The sequence below is a fragment of the Finegoldia sp. BIOML-A1 genome (genome assembly GCF_009678325.1).
In the GTDB taxonomy this organism is placed as follows: Bacteria; Bacillota; Clostridia; order Tissierellales; family Peptoniphilaceae; genus Finegoldia; species Finegoldia magna.
In genome coordinates this window covers 18,139-34,535 of the sequence record NZ_WKZF01000010.1, presented here as the reverse complement: position 1 = coordinate 34,535, position 16,397 = coordinate 18,139, and the positions used below count along the sequence as shown (strand labels likewise).

Genomic DNA, 16,397 nt, shown 5'->3' with positions numbered 1-16,397 from the left:
ATCACACACCCCTTTGTAAATCAATATTTAATATAATTTCAAGTAAATCGACAAAATCAACGAAAAGTGAATCTTCGTTGTATTGTTCGATACTTTTCTTTAATTTTGAAATCCAAGATAAAATATTTTGGATAAAATTATCATAATCTTTTTTAGCATCGTCATTATCATTTCTAATCTCTGACAGTTTAATCAAAAACTGCAACTGTATACTCAAATGATCATACGGATGGGATTTCTTTTCGATATCATATCCGTATTTGTGATACAATTTCTTGCATTCTATATGAGCATCCTGATACAAAAGTCCTTCCTCATTTTCATAAAAAGACTGCCACAATGGCGCCTTCAAACTCACTGGACTCACAAACAATTCGTAAAAATCTTTCTTCATAAAATTTAACAAATCAACATCACTGTATTGACTAATCTTATCTCTGATTCCGTAATATTTTTGTTTAATTGAATCTATTTTTAAATATTTCACGAAATCATTGTCGAACATTTCCTTTACAATTTTTGTGAATTCTTCATTAGGACTTACAATGAATACATTCAACAAAAATTCGTATAGTAAACTCTTATCTGCATCAAAATCATTTCTTAATTCCATTTTTCTTCTCCATTAATGAACATAATAATATCGAAAATTCATATAATAAAAATACCGGAGCCGATAGTATCAACTGACTAACAACATCTGGAGGTGTTAGTACCGCTGCAACGGCAAGTATTATAATTATTACGAATTTTCTTAACTTCTTAAGTTTGTCTACATTTACAATTCTAATTTTGTGTAAAAATATAACCACTATTGGAAGTTCGAACAATCCCCCAAAACTAAGCACCAAACTTATTACAAAACTCATGTAATTGCCTATCGATATCATATCTCGTACCATTCTATTTGAAAAACTCAACAAAAATTTTATTGATAACGGCAAAAATACGAAATATGCAAATGTAATTCCTATGATAAAAAACACCAATATCATGAAAATCAATCGTCTAACATAAACTCTTTCTTCAGCTTTAAGTGCAGGTTTTACGAATTTCCACAAATTTATCAAAAACACAGGACTTGTAAACAAAATTGCAAACATCAAGTCCACCTTTAAATAAGTCATCAACAATTCTTCTGGCTTTGTATATATAAATTCCAACCCATTTGAGGGTTTCAATAAAATTTTGAAAAGTTGGTCAGTAAATTTGTAGGAGATTACGAAGAAAACTATAAGAAATAACAAAACAACGATAATTCTTTTTCTCAATTCTCCTAAATGACCAATTATGCTCATACTGCCATTGTCATTTTTCATCATTCAAACTCCTCAAAAATAGGTATAATTCCATCAATAACGCCGTCGTTTTTTTGCATTGTTAATGCTTTTTCAAAGCAAACATTAGCACACAACCCACACCCACAACATAAACTCTTGTTCAAATACATGTTATCTTGTTTCATATCCAACGCATCTGTTGGACACAACTTCACACAAGCTTGGCACTTTGAACATTTATTATCAGACTTGGCTGGAAGTAAAAAATCAATATGCTGCATTATTTCAGGATTTTCATTAACTAACTCAGAATAATATTCGTGGTAATTTTTGATAGAATTGTCTAATCTTTTCGATGGCAACGTGAAAATATTCTTCAAAAATTCCCTCTTATTCAAATCCACATCAGATTTTTCTTTTATCAAATGTGAACTATCATAATCTTTAATGCTGTTTTCAATCTCTGTAATTCTTTTATTAAAAAGCTTGTATCCTACATTAAATTTGCAGTTAGCACACTTGTCATCATTTATGTTTGAGAAAAACTCATTATCGTTAAGATAAATATATGTAATAATTTCTTTGGACAGTGCACCTACACACATTCTCTCATCTTCACTATCAATATTGCAGTCAAACTTGTCGATATATCGGCTTTTAATCGCATTAATCAAACCTTTCTCAGTTGGATTAATCTTCGTCAATGCCTTTGGTTTGCAATTAGAAGTACAAATTCCACATCCATTGCAATTGTCTTTTATAATTATATTTTCATTCTCAAAACTTATCGCATCAATTGGACAACTGTCCACACAGAAATTGCAATATCCTTTTGGACTGATTAAATCGACACACAAACTATTATTGACTTGAATGTTTCCTAATTTATCTAAAATCGTCTGAATAAAACTCATAGTTTCTCCTTTTAATCATAAACTATTTTAACATATATCAGTAAATTGATTTTTTATTTACTTTTCATTTATTGAAATCTCTAATAAATATTTTATTCTTTTTTTGTATATTATGTTCATAATAACATAAAAACATGAAAAAAAGCCACAGATAATGAATATCTGCAGCTTAAAATAACTTATGAATCTATTTTTGTTTCAAATTATGCTTTATTTATTTAAAATTTCAATAACTATTTCACCACATTTTTGTAAATCAGAAAGCTTATTAAAAGTAGTATCCCCACGCCTACGACAATTCCAACTATTTTTAGTTTGGAGTTTAGTTGCTCTGCTTTTTCTTCACTGGTGTCGATGATTTCTTCGGGGATGAATTTCTTTGCTACCATCATTAGTGATGGAGCGAGGATTAAATCATCCAAGATTCCTAGTCCTGCGACGAAATCCGGCACGAAATCCACTGGGCTTACTACATAAAGTACTGACAATGCCAATACGATTTTCGACAATAATGGTGTTTGTTTATTAAAAAATGCATACCACAATGTTGGTATTTCGTTCTTCAAGCCAAATAATTTTTTAATCATTTACTCACCTCAACGATATTATACCATACATTGCACGATATATCGTATTACACAATAGTTACAATTTGTCTTATTTTTTGATTTTTCCTATTAATCCTCCGATGACTGCTGGGATTATCCAGATAAAGCTTTTGACTTGCATTGGAAATACTGATTCGATTGTTTTCAACAAACCGAAATCCAATTTGAATCCGTTTAGTAATACTATAATTGCATAAATCGACACTCCGATTATGGAACCTAGCTTTACGTTTCGTGAAAATGTATTTTGTTTGAACAAATTCAAGAAAATCAAAACTATTGCCACAGGATAGATCGCTGTCAAAAACGGTGCGGAAATTTTTAATATTTTTTCGACGCCAACTACTGCGAAGAACGCACTAAAAACTGTGGAAATTATTATGATTAAATCGTATGAGATAACTCCGTTTGTTTTGTCTTTTAGCATATCGCTGAAGAACTGTCCGACTGTTGTTGTAAGTCCAATCGCTGTTGTGAGGCATGCCAATGCCATTGCAACGCAGATTAATACTTTTCCCAAAATCCCCAAATGTTGGTAGCAAATGTATAACAACAAATCAACTCTTTCGACATTTCCTAGGTTGAACTTGGATGTGGCAGCTCCGATATAAATCAATCCTCCGTATACAAAGCAAAGTCCTATAGCTGCTATGATTGACGCTTTTATTGTGTATTGTTTGATAGTTTTGTCATCTGTAATTCCGTTTCCCATAAATCCTTTGGTAACTACAATTGCAAATACTAATGATGCCAGCGCATCCATTGTTTGATATCCTTCTTCAAAGCTTGATTGGAAGACTTGAATTTGATATGTATTCACAGGCGTTGCAACGGGAGATATTATTCCTTTGAAAATAATCACGACAAGAGTTGCAATCAACAACGGCGTCAAAATTTTCCCCAAATTATCTATTATGCTGCTAGGTTTTCTGACGAATAAATACACACAAGCAAAAAATACTACCGTAAGCAAAACAGAATTTGCTCCTTTGAAAAATCCTTTTTGAATTATTTCTACTGTTGTTGCTGCAGTCCTTGGAATTGCAAGTCCCGGTCCTATCGCAAGCATAATTATAGTTGAGAATATTAGTGAGAATCGCGGACTTATAGTGTTGCCGATTTTTTCGATTGTTCCGCCGCTTTTTGTCGCTGCTAGTAATCCCAAGAAAACCAGTCCTACTGCGCTTAGCAAAAATCCTAATGTCGCAATCAAATACTGATCTCCTACTTTATTACCCAAAAACGGTGGAAATATCAAATTCCCCGCTCCAAAAAACATCGAAAATAGTGCGAATCCACTAACAAATATTAATTTCTTGTTTTTCATAATTACCTCTGTATAAATATTTTAAATTTTTATTAGTTCTTACAATTCTACCACAATTTCTTCCAGATAACAACTTTTTTCTAAAAAACAAACTTGTGCGAATGTTTGTTTTATTATAAAATACGAATAGGTGATATTATGGAATTAAAACGCAAATTATCAATATTATCAGACGCTGCCAAGTACGATGTCAGTTGTTCTTCTAGCGGTTCAAAAAGGAAAAATACCTCTGACGGAATCGGCGCAGCGCACAATTCTGGAATATGTCACAGTTGGTCTGAAGACGGAAGGTGCATTTCTCTACTCAAAATTTTACTCACAAATAAATGCATTTACAGTTGCGAATACTGCGTCAACAGAAAAGAAAACAACATCGAAAGAGCAGAATTCACTCCAGAAGAAGTAGCTGATTTGACTATAAATTTTTACAAAAGAAATTACATAGAAGGATTATTTCTATCCAGTGGAGTTGTAAAAAGTCCCGACCACACGATGATACAACTTATTAGAGTGGCTGAAATTCTTCGCAATGAGAAAAAATTCAATGGATACATTCACATGAAGGCAATCCCCGGTGCAAGTGAAGAATTAATCGAACGACTAGGAAGGCTTATCGATCGTATGAGTATCAACATCGAACTTCCAACAAAATCCAGCTTGAAGATGCTCGCTCCTCAGAAAACGTATGAGTCCATCGAAAAACCTATGGATTTTATTAACGAATCCATAACTCAGTACAAAATCGACAGGAAAACAATCAGAAAAACTCCTTTGTTTCTACCAGCTGGTCAATCCACACAAATGATTGTCGGGGCAGGTCGTGAATCGGATCTTACAATTATCAACAAAGCAAGTAGCCTTTATGAAGATTACAAACTCAAAAGAGTTTTCTATTCTGGATTTGTTCCTGTAATCAAATCGAAATACACAGACGGTATCAAAAAAGTTCCCATGCTACGCGAACATAGGTTGTATCAAGCAGATTGGCTGATGCGATTTTACAAATTCAAATCAAACGAAATTTTGAACGAACAAAATCCGTTTTTTGATTTGACGTTAGATCCCAAAGCATTCTGGGCAGTGCAAAACGTAGCGAACTTTCCAATAGAAATAAATCGCGCATCTTATGAAGAACTTCTTCGTGTTCCAGGATTCGGTCCAACATATGCGATGAGAATAATAAATGCGAGAAAATTTGCTAATCTCAACTACGACGATTTGACCTCTCTTAAAATCTCACTGAAAAAAGCGAAGAACTTCATAGTCGTAAACGGAGTTTATCGCGGACAAAAATACAGCACACAAGACGATTTACTGGACATTTTAAGAATGCAAGAAGGAAAAAACGTCACACAACTAAGTTTTTTGGAGTAGATATGAGATACAGTTATGATAACAGCTTAGACGGCTTGTTCACGGTGATTTTTGAGCATTACAAACACATTGAAAATTCAATTATCGTTGTGAAATCAGAGCAATTGGATTTTTTGAATGATGACATATACATTGAAACAAATACTGACAAATCATCACGTGTGAAAAAATCGATAATAGACACATTCGGATTCAACTTTTATCGTAGCATCAACTACGCATTCGTCTCAGAAAATCCCGACAAATCAACCATTATCGCTAAGACAATCAAAAATATGTACAAATACGGCTACAACTTCATAAACTCTTCTGACAAAATTGCTGTAGCATTCAACAGTCTGTGCAAATATTCAACAAGAGAACTCCACGCATACAAAGGTCTTCTCAGATTCAAAGAAATCCAAGACAATTTCTTGTTCGCAGAATTTGAACCTAACAACGACATTTTGGAATTACTCACATATCACTTCAAAAACAGATTGAGAAATGAAAAATTCGTGATTTACGACAAAAAAAGAAATAAGTGTGCGATTTATGTGGACAAAGATTTGGCGTTTTACGATGTACAAGAAATCTTTAAAGAAGAATCTGATGATGAGAAAATGTTTGAAGATTGCTGGATAGAATTCTACAATTCAGTCGGGATAAAAGAACGCCACAACCTCAAACTTATGCAGAATAATATGCCGAAAAGATACTGGAAATATTTACCAGAGAAAAATAAAATTTACGATAACGAAAATAATTGTTGCATTTACACTTAATATTTTTGAAATAATCAGTGTATATGCAACAATGTGAATTCGAAAAAATTCATTAGTGATGCTTTTTATATTTGTTGCCCTTTTGTTGCCCTTTTGTTGCCAGTTGTCAAAAATCTTAAAGAATTGTGAGTGACATATGTAAAATTTAATAAAATAAAAATAAGCCTAGAACATGTAAATTCTAGGCTTTTTGTATGGTACTCCCACCCGGATTCGAACCGAGGAATCTCCCTTAGGAGGGGAGGATTATATCCAGCTTAATTATGGGAGCACATAAAACCGACTCAAATCGGCTTATGATGCAAGAAGTGATTCCAACAACTCGTAAGTGTATTTGGCACTTCTTTTTATTCTAGTTAATGTGTCTGCTTTTTCGTAAGGTTTTTTGACAACAAGGCTTACTTCTCTTTTGTCGCCTTTTCCAGTATCGATTACAACTTTCCCTACGATTTGTCCTTTTTTCAAAGGAGCTTTCAAATCTTTTTTGATGTCGACTTTTTGTTGCAGACCAGTTTTTGTATTATACAAAATGGATACGTCTTCTGTCGGATAAATCTCAACGTTTTTGTCCACAACGCTGTTGACTGATTTCGTTTCGATTGGTTTTTCGCTGTTTAATATATTCATTGGTTCAAATGAATTTCTGACGTATTCCAGTATTATTTTTTGGTAAGTATTTCTGTCGTATTTTGTGGGAGCTCCCATCAAAACAGATACTATTTTGTTTTTAGGATCGTTTGGTTTCAAACTCATCGTAGTTATCAAACAGTATCCTGCTTTTTCAGTTGTTCCTGTTTTAAATCCATCGACCCCTTCTATTTTTCCTAAAAATGGAACTGTAGTCACGCCTTCGTATTTTCTAGTCGGCATTACAAGTTTTTGTGTTTTTGTGTAATTCAAAACTTGTGGGTAATTGTTTATTGTATATGTGGTTAATTTCGCCAAATCTTTTGCGCTCATCATATTTTCCTTGTCGTTTTCAGGATAACCTGATGCAGAATAAAACTTCGCAGATTTCAATTCCAATTCGGCTGCTTTTTTGTTCATTCTTTGGACAAATTTCTCCACAGATCCTTCTGATTTCACAGCTAATTCGTCTGCGGCATCATTCCCACTGACTATCATCATTCCTCTTATCAAATCATTTACAGTTAATTCTTCGCCTTTTTTAAGTTGTATAGTACTCGCTTCAGGCTTATTGTATTGTGTTTGGATTTTGATTTTATCGTCGAGTTTGTATTTGTTTGCGTTGATGTCTTCCATAACCAAAACATAAGTCATGATTTTAGTTAAGGATGCTATAGCAAAAGGTTTGTTTTCGTTGTAATTCAACAACTCTTGGGAATAATCCTGTTCAATTGTGTAATACGAGTTTACTTTGTCTTCAAATCCCAACTTCGAGTCCGCTTTAGATAATGCAGGTTGAAATACAATAGCAAGTATTAACATTAAGGGTATTATTTTTTTAATACTCTTCATTTCTCACCTCATCTTTTCGATATAACTTCTTCGTACACTTTTATTACATCATCTGTAATTTTTTCTTCGGAATATACTTTTTTGATATCGTGTGATATTTTTTCCCTGTCGTATTTTTCAATATTATCGTGCATATATCTTAACGCTTCGGCTAACTTCTCAACGTTAAATCTATCAACCAATATTCCATTTTCTTCATTTATTAAATGTTCTGGCCCACCGCATTTGCTCGCAACTACAGGAAGTCCTGCAGATAGTGCTTCCAAATACGCCAACCCAAAAGTTTCTGAATACGAATACAAGCAAAACATATCCGCATTATTGTAGCCCTCAACGATTTTTTCTCTTTTAGTAAGTCCAGGAAGAAATACTTGGTCTGTCAAATTCAACTCTTCGACCATTTTAAGTAGCGGTTTTCTCAAAAATCCATCCCCGTAAATCGTAAGCTTCACATTTTTATCGTTTGAAAAAGCTATGTTAAACGCTTCGATCAATTCTTTCGGACCTTTTGTCGTTATTACATTTCCAGTGGAAACTATGTTGAAAATATCTCCCCTTTTGAAATTCTCATTATTTTTGAAAATCGTAAGATTTGGAATAATTGCAATTTCTGTAGAATCTTTCCCAAATTCTTCTTTGATTTTCTCTTTGAATTTGGGGCTTACAGTTATAAGTCCGTCTGTCCTATCGTAAGTTTCTTCGGCGATTCTTCTGTAAGAAGGCTTGATAGTGTCTTGGTTTACAACGGAATTGCATTCAGTTAGTACGAATGGAATGTTCAACTCTTTTGCAAGTTTGGATGTGTAATATCCCTGGTCTGTAAAATAAGTGTGAATTACATCCGGTCTTCCTTCGATTCGCTCCACTTTTTTATAGAAATGTCTAAGTACCAAATAAGAAAAGTCATAAAGGCTTTTGAAGATATATCTTCCAATCGGAAAATGAAAGGAATACACTTTGACATTATCTTTTATAAAATATTCACTTTTATATTTGCGAAAACGTCTAAGTGATCTGAAATCAAGTGCAATCAACACAACTTCGACGCCTTTTTTGGCTAGTGCAATTGCCTGATCCAATTCAAATATTCCGTTCATTTTGTATTTATCCGTCGGATATCCTCTAGCGATTATATAAGCCTTCATTTCTTTTCCTATCTTAATTTTAGTTTACTAGTCTATTATATCAAATCCTGTGTATTTTTGTAGCACTTCAGGAATTTTTATACTTCCGTCAGCTTGTTGATAGTTTTCGATTACAGCTGCAAAGCAACGTCCAATAGCAAGTCCTGAACCGTTTAATGTGTGAACGTATTGTGGCTTATTATTTTCGTCACGATATCTAATATTTGCACGTCTTGCTTGGAAATCTTCAAAGTTAGAACAGCTTGAGATTTCAACGTATCTATTATAACTTGGCATCCACACTTCAATGTCGTAAGTCATTGCTGATGAGAATCCCAAATCCCCAGAGCAAAGTCTAACAACTCTGTATGGAATTTCCAATAATTGCAAGATTTCTTCTGCGTTATTTGTAAGTTTTTCTAATTCATCATAACTTGTAGCTGGTTCAACGAATTTTACCATTTCAACTTTTTCAAATTGGTGATTTCTAATCAAACCTCTTGTGTCACGTCCAGCACTTCCGGCTTCTCTTCTAAAACATTGAGTAAATGCTGTGTAGTAAATTGGCAAGCTTCCTTGTTCCAAAATTTCTCCTCCCAATAAATTAGTTACAGGAACTTCTGCAGTAGGAGCAAGATACATATCGTCTTTTTCGCAATAAAACATATCTTCTTTGAATTTTGGAATTTGACCTGTACCCATCATCGCACTTGGACTCATAAGCACTGGAGTATTCATTTCAGTGTAACCTTGCTTGTCAGTGTGAAGATCAACCATGAAATTCATCAAAGCTCTTTCAAGTCGTGCGCCTTTTCCTTTGAATACACTAAATCTTGATTTAGAAATCTTAGTTGCTCTTTCGAAATCTAATATATCCAAATCAACGCCCAAATCCCAGTGAGCTTTTATATCAAAATCAAATTTACGAGGTTCTCCCCATTTTCTCATTTCCAAGTTTTCAGTATCATCCAAACCAACCGGAACATCTTTGTTAGGAGTGTTTGGGATTTCCATCAAATATTCTCTGATTTCTTCGTCGATGTTTTTCAAATCATCATCCATAGATTTGATATCATCAGACAACTTCTTCAAGTTTTTGAAAAGTTCTGTAGTATCTTCTCCGTTTTTCTTCATTTGTGGAACTTGTTTAGAAAGCTTGTTTTGTTCCGCCTTCATTGATTCTACTTTTTGAATAACTTCACGTCTTTTTTCATCAGTATCCAAAAGTTTTTGAATAGGATATTCTCCTCTTCTTTTTTTAAGCGCCTCAACAATTTCTTCTGGATTGTTTCTAATTCTTTTAATATCTAACATAACTTTCTCCTTATAAAACAATAAAAAAACTCATACCAAGGGACGAAAATTACGTTTCCGCGACTGCCACCCTAATTAGCATAAGCTCTCTCAACTAATAACGCATAGAAGTTAGATTCATTATTTTCATATACTTATTCTCACCACACATAAGCTCTCTGAATTACTCCAATAATTACTATTTCTTCATCAACTGCAATATTCAACTATATTAATGTATATTTTACCACAAACAATCTTGTTGTGTCAATGTATAGCGTAATTACAACGTTTTTTAGATTTTTTTATACAGATTGGCATTTAATTTGCAAATTAGCATTTTGCATTTAGAAATTTGTTCATAGATTCATAATAAGATTAGCTTTTTTGTTAAGAACATCATACGGAAAAAACAATCAGAAATTCAAGCGAAGTGAACCGTCAAAAAATCTCACTCGCGCCAAAGCGAAGCTTGCGCTTGAGATTTTAGGTTCACAAGCGATGAATTTCTTTGTTTTTGTAGTCGGATGTTCGTGCAAAATGCTAATCTGTTTTTTATGTCTATTCCAAACCCAAGCAACACTATTACTAACCTTCCAAGAAAACAAAAAACACCAAGCTCATCTCACAAGATTTGCTCAGTGTTATTAGTTAAATATCTTTGTCTGCATTTTGGAAAAATTTTGCCACATATCCTATTACAACTAAAACCAAGAATACTTTCATCAAGAATTTCAAAATACTAACAGTTATTCCCATAATTCCCATCAAAATATTCAAAGCTAAAATAGCCAAGAATATGTACAAAATGTATTTTAAATATTTGTTATCCATACTCCACTTCCTTTATACTTCTTCTTTTGCGAAAAATCTTCTGTAAATAAATCTAATTACCAACACTGCTAACGCTATTTTAATGAAAACTTTCAAAAATGAGTAGGCAACAGCTCCAATCGCTACCAAAATTCCTACAATTGCGCCGCCTAATCCCAATATCAAACCAAAAGTTCCCAAAATAGCTGCGAAAACTATTGATAGAATAACTATCAACGTTACGAATGCTAAAGTAATCATAACTGCCTCCCTTTGCTTTGTATAGTACCTTTTATTACATTATAGCACAATAATCCCTTATTCACAACAAGCATTAGGAGATAATTCAAAAGATTTTATAAAAAACTTGCCACCTTTTTGTATCAGTTTAAGTTCTGATTTGATATCATCTTCCAAGATAATTTCCTTAGAATTGACTTTACACACCACTGGCTCAAACGCCCATTCTTCATCATTTTCCATTACATAATACGAATTGTCATCCTTAGAATACACGACACTTTCTTTGTTTGTAACATCATCTGATGAAATATTTGCGTATTCCAATAAAACCGCATCCACCAAATTCTTGTCAACTTTCAAAATCTTAGCATCATCTCTTGTTTGTTTGAGTGCATTTGGATTTTGTTTTTTAAGTTCATCTATTTGGGATTTATCCTTTTCTGGATCCAGCGCTTTGCTTGGAAAATTCGCGACGAAATTTTTCAGCGTAATATCTTGTGGTGATGCGAAGCTCTCCCCGTAGAAAAATGTATCCAACGAATTTACAACCTCTTCGCCATTATAATCGTACGGCTTGTTAAAGTTCGCCGAGATTTTTTCGACATCGGATTTTTCCAATCTACCGTCTTTTGAAATGTCCACACCCTTGAACCCATCGTTCAAATAATCTGCCACATACGCCTTTTTTTCTTCAGGCATTTCTGGTATTTTCTTCGAACAAGACGCAACAAATACGACACTCAAAACCACAAGTACGATTTTAAATAATTTATCCTTCATAACCCCTCCAATCTTATTATATATTAAAACCCAACAAAAAAACACTGACGGAAGTTTAACCAACTCCCAAATCAGTGTTTTCAACTAACATTTCAACCTTCGGATGGTCTTTCAAATCGTAGTGATTTTCCAAAAACCACTTCACAAGCTCATCATCTCTCTTAATCGGCGTGGAATTATTTATGAAAATATTAATAGTAATCCATTTGAAATTCGAAAGGCCAATCTCAATATCGCGCTTAATCATTTCCTTCGTTTGACCCTTGATTCCAACCATCAAACACGCCGAATCAAAATAATCGGACACCTCTTTTACATCAGTGAATTTTGCATTTTTGTTTAAGACATTTTCTCTAAAATCGTAATCGAACGTTTCAATTCCAGTCTTAAACAAAACCTCGCATCCGAAAAATTCCCTGATTTCGTGAAGTCTATTCTTGAAAATATAATGTGCTTCGAATACCAAAGTGTGAATATTCTTCTCGTGAATTAAATTTCTGATGTCGATTTTCGTCTGTTCTGGAAGTTCGAACACATTTCCAGAATTTATACATTCCAAAACACCGAATTCACCAGTCACATTTTGAAGAATCTCAAGATTTTCACGAACAGCATCATCTATATCCACCGTATTGTCTTCAATGTAATCGCAAAAAGTGCATTTGCCACAAAAACATGGTCTGCCTTTTAATAGCACAATCTCGCGTTTTAATTTTTCCTCAATCTTAGCGTATCGATTCAAGCTTAATCCTCTTAACAGCAGTCATCACAACAGTAAATGAAATAAGTCTGTCCACAAATTCCATAAAATATTGATTGATAAAAGATGCCGCAGCAGGATTTACTCCCTTGTTAATCATAAATCTTACGATAACATCACTTCCTGAGCTTGTAACCCCGCCAAAAATATAACCTTGAATAATAGCACCTAAAATAGCACCCGGAAGTACAGCCAATAATAGTGCAGGAATAGTGTGCAACTTCTTGAAGTATCCCTTTTCATATAAAATACCAACCATAAACACCATAAGCATACCCGTAGGTGCAAATGGAAGTGCAAATGGATCGAAAAGAATTTGGTTCATAACAGACGATAAAAGCGCAGTCACAACACCGTATTTCCATCCAAATAACATACACACCAATAAAGATCCTATGTGATCCAATAACAAAGGAACCTTCGTACTAACAGCGATAAAAGCACCAAGGCAGTTGATTGCAATGCAAATCGCTATAGTAGTCAACAATTTCGTATTCGTTTTTCTCAATAAAAAAACCTCCTAATAAAATATAGGAGAACTCAAAAATAACGCCTTGTTTTTTTATACTTGGAGCTCTCAAACAAGTCCTGAAATAAATTTCAGCTTTAACTAGGCAACAGTAATTTTACCAAATAATTAAACTCATTGCAAATTAGTTTGTTACAAAAAAGTAATTGCAAAAAAGTAGAAACCGATTTGTTTGTCGGTAAAAAAAGTTAACCTCAAAAACTCGTAAATCGCTCATCAGAGTAGAAAATAATCAATTAAAAATGTACTACGCAAAGCTTCGTGAGGCGTTTTCACTTGTGAGCAAATAAAAGATTGCAAATAAGCGTATCATACGGAGAAAATTGCAGTAAATTCAATCGAAGAAATCCGGCTAAAATTTGACCGCGTAAGCGAAGCGTGCTTCAAATTTTAGGATTTCAAGATTAGAATTTACCAATTTTCGTAGTCGATTAAACGTTTTGCAACTTTTATTTTCTTCTTTTCTCCCCTTTTTTTCTCTATCAATTAAACATGTGCTGCGTAAAGCTTCGTGAGGCGTTGTTGGCACCATGGGCAAACATCTTTGCCTGAGAATATCATTCGGAAAAAACAATTAGAAATTCTAACGAAGGGAACCGTTAAAAAATCTCACTCGCGCCAAAGCGGAGCTTGCGCTTGAGATTTTAGGTTCACAAGTTTTGAATTTCTTTGTTTTTGTAGACAGATATTCGACGGCAAGAGTTTGCCATAAAACATAAAAAACGCCTCTTACGAAGCGTTATTTAATACATGTTTAATTGATTTTTCTGGTATGCCTATATTTTCCACAACATATTCTCCCTCATACTCTTGTAACGACTTTTTCGGTAATTGCAATGTCACCATAAGGTCAGCCTTCACTGCTACGTTGTGGATTATATTTTCGTCAGAATCCAGTCCCGATGGCATGTCCACGCTCACAACAAATGCTTGTGTGTCGTTAATCATATCGATTACATCTTTGTAAATTCCTTCGATATCTCTTTTGAGTCCCGTTCCAAAAATGCTGTCGACTATCAAATCATTTTCTGTTATGTCGAATTTCGTGTTTTCGTCTACAAATTCTATCTCCACTTCTAATTTTTTCAAAATATCGTAGTTGATTTTAAAATCCGTCGACGCTTTTTCTAGTTTTCCAATCACATACACTTTCACATACTTTTCTGCGTTGTAAATGTCTCTTGCAACTGCCAAGCCATCTCCACCGTTGTTTCCAACAGATGCGAACACGTACGCTTTGGCAAACTTTTTATCCAAAATATGTTTGGAGATTTGTGCCTTGGCATTTTCCATCAACACAATCGATGGAATTCCGATTTCATTTATCGTGTAATGGTCGATTTGTCTCATTTGTTCAGCTGTTACATAAATCATAGTCCGTTTTTGAACCTCTCTTCTCTTATATCCCTGCCGAAAAATTGTATCGGTATAAACTCGCCCTTGATTCTGGATGAAATTCTCTGATCGTATTGTGTTGTCAAATCATCAAGGTCGATATTTGTCGAAATTATCGTAGTTTTTTGGTTTTGAATTCTGTAATTTAACAGATCAAACAATAAACTGATGTTGGTTTCTGTGGAATTTTCCGTTCCCAAATCGTCAATCATAAGCACATCACAGTTGTAAATAATATCCTCAACTTCTGGTTGTGGTTTTTCGTTGAAATTCTGATATCTTATCGAAAAAAGTTGCTTCAACAATTGCATCGCGGACAAATAAATCACAGAATATCCGTTTTCAATGATTTCTTTCGCCATACACGATAACAAATATGTTTTTCCAGTCCCAACTTGTCCGTACAATAACAGCGACTTCGCGTTTTTCGTGTAATTTTTGGAATAGTATTTCAAATTCTCGCTGATTGCTTCCATGTTTTCACGTTGGGTCATTCCTTGTGAGCTGTCTTTTTTCGTGTCAAACACGTTGATGTCAAATCTATCAAAGTTTTGTTGTTTCATTTGCTCATTAAGTGAACTTTTCTCACGTGCAATGTTGACCATAATGGTCTTCTTACAAGAACACATTTTGCCGTTGTAAACTCCAGTATCCTCGCACTTGTCGCAGTGATGCTTCAATTCCAAATAATCACTTGGATATCCACTTAGTATGAGCATTTTGTGCATTTTTTCTTCAATGGATTTGATTTCATCTTCCAAGTTTTTTAATTCTTCCTTGTCACCGCCGATGCTTTTTTTCAAATACTCGTATCCAAGCTCATTTCTATGTTGGAGCAAATCCTCATATCCATTAACATTTCGAAAAACTTCCTCAAATCTCATATCCAATTCTTTTTTGGATTGATTTCTGTAATCTTCCAATATTCTGTTGGCTTCTTTTGCGTAGCTCATTATTCCTTATCCTTTTGTTCTTTCGATTTCTTGATAAAATCGTTCAAAAATTTTGAGTTAATATTTGTAGCCTTGTTTTCAATATCGTTAGTTTTCGGTCTGTAGTAAGTTCTCTTCTTCGTTTTTCTTTGTTGCTTTTTGTTGTTTTCTTCTTGCCATTGTTCCAACGTCATGATACCGTCAAGCTTCCAATTTCTGAGAACTTGCAAAACGTAATTCGTGTTGTTTTTCGTGTTCGGATTAGTCGTGCAATAATGAAAAGCCGTCACCACCAACTCTGGTGTTTGATGATAAGTGGAAATGTGTTCCAAAATTCTCTCCATTTCTGATTTGGATAATTCCATATCTCTGATGTCTTCAATGTCTCTGAACATTTCTTTGATTTCTTGACTATTTTGTGGAATATAAGTCTTCTGAGATTCTTCTGGCTCAGGATTTGTAATTCCAAGATACAATTGTCTCAAACTCAAAAAAACCGTGTGATTAGTTTGAGTCTCTGCGTCAGTGTATCGCTTGATAATTCCCTCGTCCAACCAATAATTCCAACACTCAGATACTTCGCTTTCAGTCAAATCCAACGCCTTCGCGATTTCTTCGTCTGAAATATCCACGTTTGCCGAAGTATCCTTGGCAAGCTTGTACGCGTACAAATACACTTTTAGTTGATTTCCTGTGGCCACTTGAAGATATTGATTCAAAAATATATTTTCAATAGGTGTTTCGCCCAAATCTATTTTAAATTTTTCTACACTATATTTCAT

The 16,397-nt window shown here is 34.0% G+C and carries 18 protein-coding genes and 1 tRNA gene; 2 read left to right on the top strand and 17 right to left on the bottom strand.

The features are described 5' to 3' along the window. Position 1: 1 nt before the first annotated feature. The 5 genes from GKG00_RS07835 to brnQ all read right to left on the bottom strand — a co-directional run bounded on the left by GKG00_RS07835 (position 2) and on the right by brnQ (position 4,129). Entirely contained in the window at positions 2-613 is a 612-nt protein-coding gene (locus GKG00_RS07835) for a molecular chaperone TorD family protein (RefSeq protein ID WP_154254969.1), read from the bottom strand. Next, positions 597-1,322: a twin-arginine translocase subunit TatC gene (gene tatC, locus GKG00_RS07830; RefSeq protein WP_154254968.1), complete on the bottom strand. Its 726-nt coding sequence runs from the start codon at positions 1,320-1,322 to the stop codon at positions 597-599. The genes GKG00_RS07835 and tatC overlap by 17 nt, the downstream gene beginning before the upstream one ends. Then, positions 1,319-2,194, bottom strand: a complete 876-nt coding sequence (locus tag GKG00_RS07825) for a 4Fe-4S binding protein (RefSeq protein ID WP_154254967.1) — start codon at positions 2,192-2,194, stop codon at positions 1,319-1,321. The genes tatC and GKG00_RS07825 overlap by 4 nt, the downstream gene beginning before the upstream one ends. Before the next feature lie 233 nt (positions 2,195-2,427). Continuing rightward, positions 2,428-2,781, bottom strand: a complete 354-nt coding sequence (locus GKG00_RS07820) for a DUF1232 domain-containing protein (protein ID WP_002835824.1) — start codon at positions 2,779-2,781, stop codon at positions 2,428-2,430. Between the two features lie 70 nt (positions 2,782-2,851). Further along, a complete protein-coding gene (gene brnQ / locus GKG00_RS07815; protein WP_154254966.1) occupies positions 2,852-4,129 on the bottom strand; it encodes a branched-chain amino acid transport system II carrier protein in 1,278 nt (425 codons plus the stop codon). A gap of 138 nt (positions 4,130-4,267) precedes the next feature. Between brnQ and GKG00_RS07810 the strand changes: the two genes are divergently transcribed. Then, positions 4,268-5,503, top strand: coding sequence for a putative DNA modification/repair radical SAM protein (locus tag GKG00_RS07810; RefSeq protein ID WP_154254965.1), 1,236 nt, complete (start codon positions 4,268-4,270; stop codon positions 5,501-5,503). Between the two features lie 2 nt (positions 5,504-5,505). Next, the gene (locus GKG00_RS07805) at positions 5,506-6,267 is read left to right on the top strand and encodes a TIGR03915 family putative DNA repair protein (RefSeq protein ID WP_154254964.1); all 762 of its coding nucleotides are present in this window, start codon (positions 5,506-5,508) and stop codon (positions 6,265-6,267) included. Between the two features lie 195 nt (positions 6,268-6,462). On the opposite strand, the gene GKG00_RS07800 is transcribed toward GKG00_RS07805, so the two are convergent. The 12 genes from GKG00_RS07800 to GKG00_RS07745 form a co-directional block, all read right to left on the bottom strand. Further along, positions 6,463-6,538, bottom strand: a tRNA-Arg gene (locus GKG00_RS07800). A 23-nt stretch (positions 6,539-6,561) separates the two neighbouring features. Beyond that, the gene (locus tag GKG00_RS07795) at positions 6,562-7,746 is read right to left on the bottom strand and encodes a D-alanyl-D-alanine carboxypeptidase family protein (protein ID WP_154254963.1); all 1,185 of its coding nucleotides are present in this window, start codon (positions 7,744-7,746) and stop codon (positions 6,562-6,564) included. Between the two features lie 8 nt (positions 7,747-7,754). Beyond that, positions 7,755-8,891, bottom strand: a complete 1,137-nt coding sequence (locus GKG00_RS07790; RefSeq protein ID WP_154254962.1) for a glycosyltransferase — start codon at positions 8,889-8,891, stop codon at positions 7,755-7,757. Between the two features lie 27 nt (positions 8,892-8,918). Beyond that, complete coding sequence (gene serS, locus GKG00_RS07785; protein WP_094203198.1) at positions 8,919-10,184, bottom strand: serine--tRNA ligase; 1,266 nt, start codon at positions 10,182-10,184, stop codon at positions 8,919-8,921. Positions 10,185-10,814: 630 nt separating this feature from the next. Then, positions 10,815-10,997, bottom strand: a complete 183-nt coding sequence (locus tag GKG00_RS07780; protein ID WP_094203197.1) for a hypothetical protein — start codon at positions 10,995-10,997, stop codon at positions 10,815-10,817. A gap of 12 nt (positions 10,998-11,009) precedes the next feature. After that, complete coding sequence (locus tag GKG00_RS07775; RefSeq protein ID WP_094203196.1) at positions 11,010-11,237, bottom strand: hypothetical protein; 228 nt, start codon at positions 11,235-11,237, stop codon at positions 11,010-11,012. A 57-nt stretch (positions 11,238-11,294) separates the two neighbouring features. Continuing rightward, positions 11,295-11,999, bottom strand: a complete 705-nt coding sequence (locus tag GKG00_RS07770; protein ID WP_154254961.1) for a hypothetical protein — start codon at positions 11,997-11,999, stop codon at positions 11,295-11,297. 55 nt (positions 12,000-12,054) lie between these two features. Then, on the bottom strand, positions 12,055-12,741 hold the full coding sequence (locus GKG00_RS07765; protein ID WP_154254960.1) for a radical SAM protein: 687 nt from the start codon (positions 12,739-12,741) through the stop codon (positions 12,055-12,057). Continuing rightward, positions 12,725-13,267 carry an ECF transporter S component gene (locus GKG00_RS07760; RefSeq protein WP_094203193.1) on the bottom strand — a complete coding sequence of 181 codons (543 nt, stop codon included), beginning with the start codon at positions 13,265-13,267 and terminating at the stop codon, positions 12,725-12,727. Before GKG00_RS07760 ends, GKG00_RS07765 begins: the two co-directional genes overlap by 17 nt. Positions 13,268-14,017: 750 nt before the next feature. Continuing rightward, the gene (locus GKG00_RS07755; protein ID WP_154254959.1) at positions 14,018-14,662 is read right to left on the bottom strand and encodes an NAD(P)H-hydrate epimerase; all 645 of its coding nucleotides are present in this window, start codon (positions 14,660-14,662) and stop codon (positions 14,018-14,020) included. Beyond that, positions 14,659-15,636 carry an ATP-binding protein gene (locus GKG00_RS07750; protein ID WP_154254958.1) on the bottom strand — a complete coding sequence of 326 codons (978 nt, stop codon included), beginning with the start codon at positions 15,634-15,636 and terminating at the stop codon, positions 14,659-14,661. Before GKG00_RS07750 ends, GKG00_RS07755 begins: the two co-directional genes overlap by 4 nt. Beyond that, a complete protein-coding gene (locus GKG00_RS07745) occupies positions 15,636-16,397 on the bottom strand; it encodes a DnaD domain protein (protein ID WP_154254957.1) in 762 nt (253 codons plus the stop codon). The genes GKG00_RS07750 and GKG00_RS07745 overlap by 1 nt, the downstream gene beginning before the upstream one ends.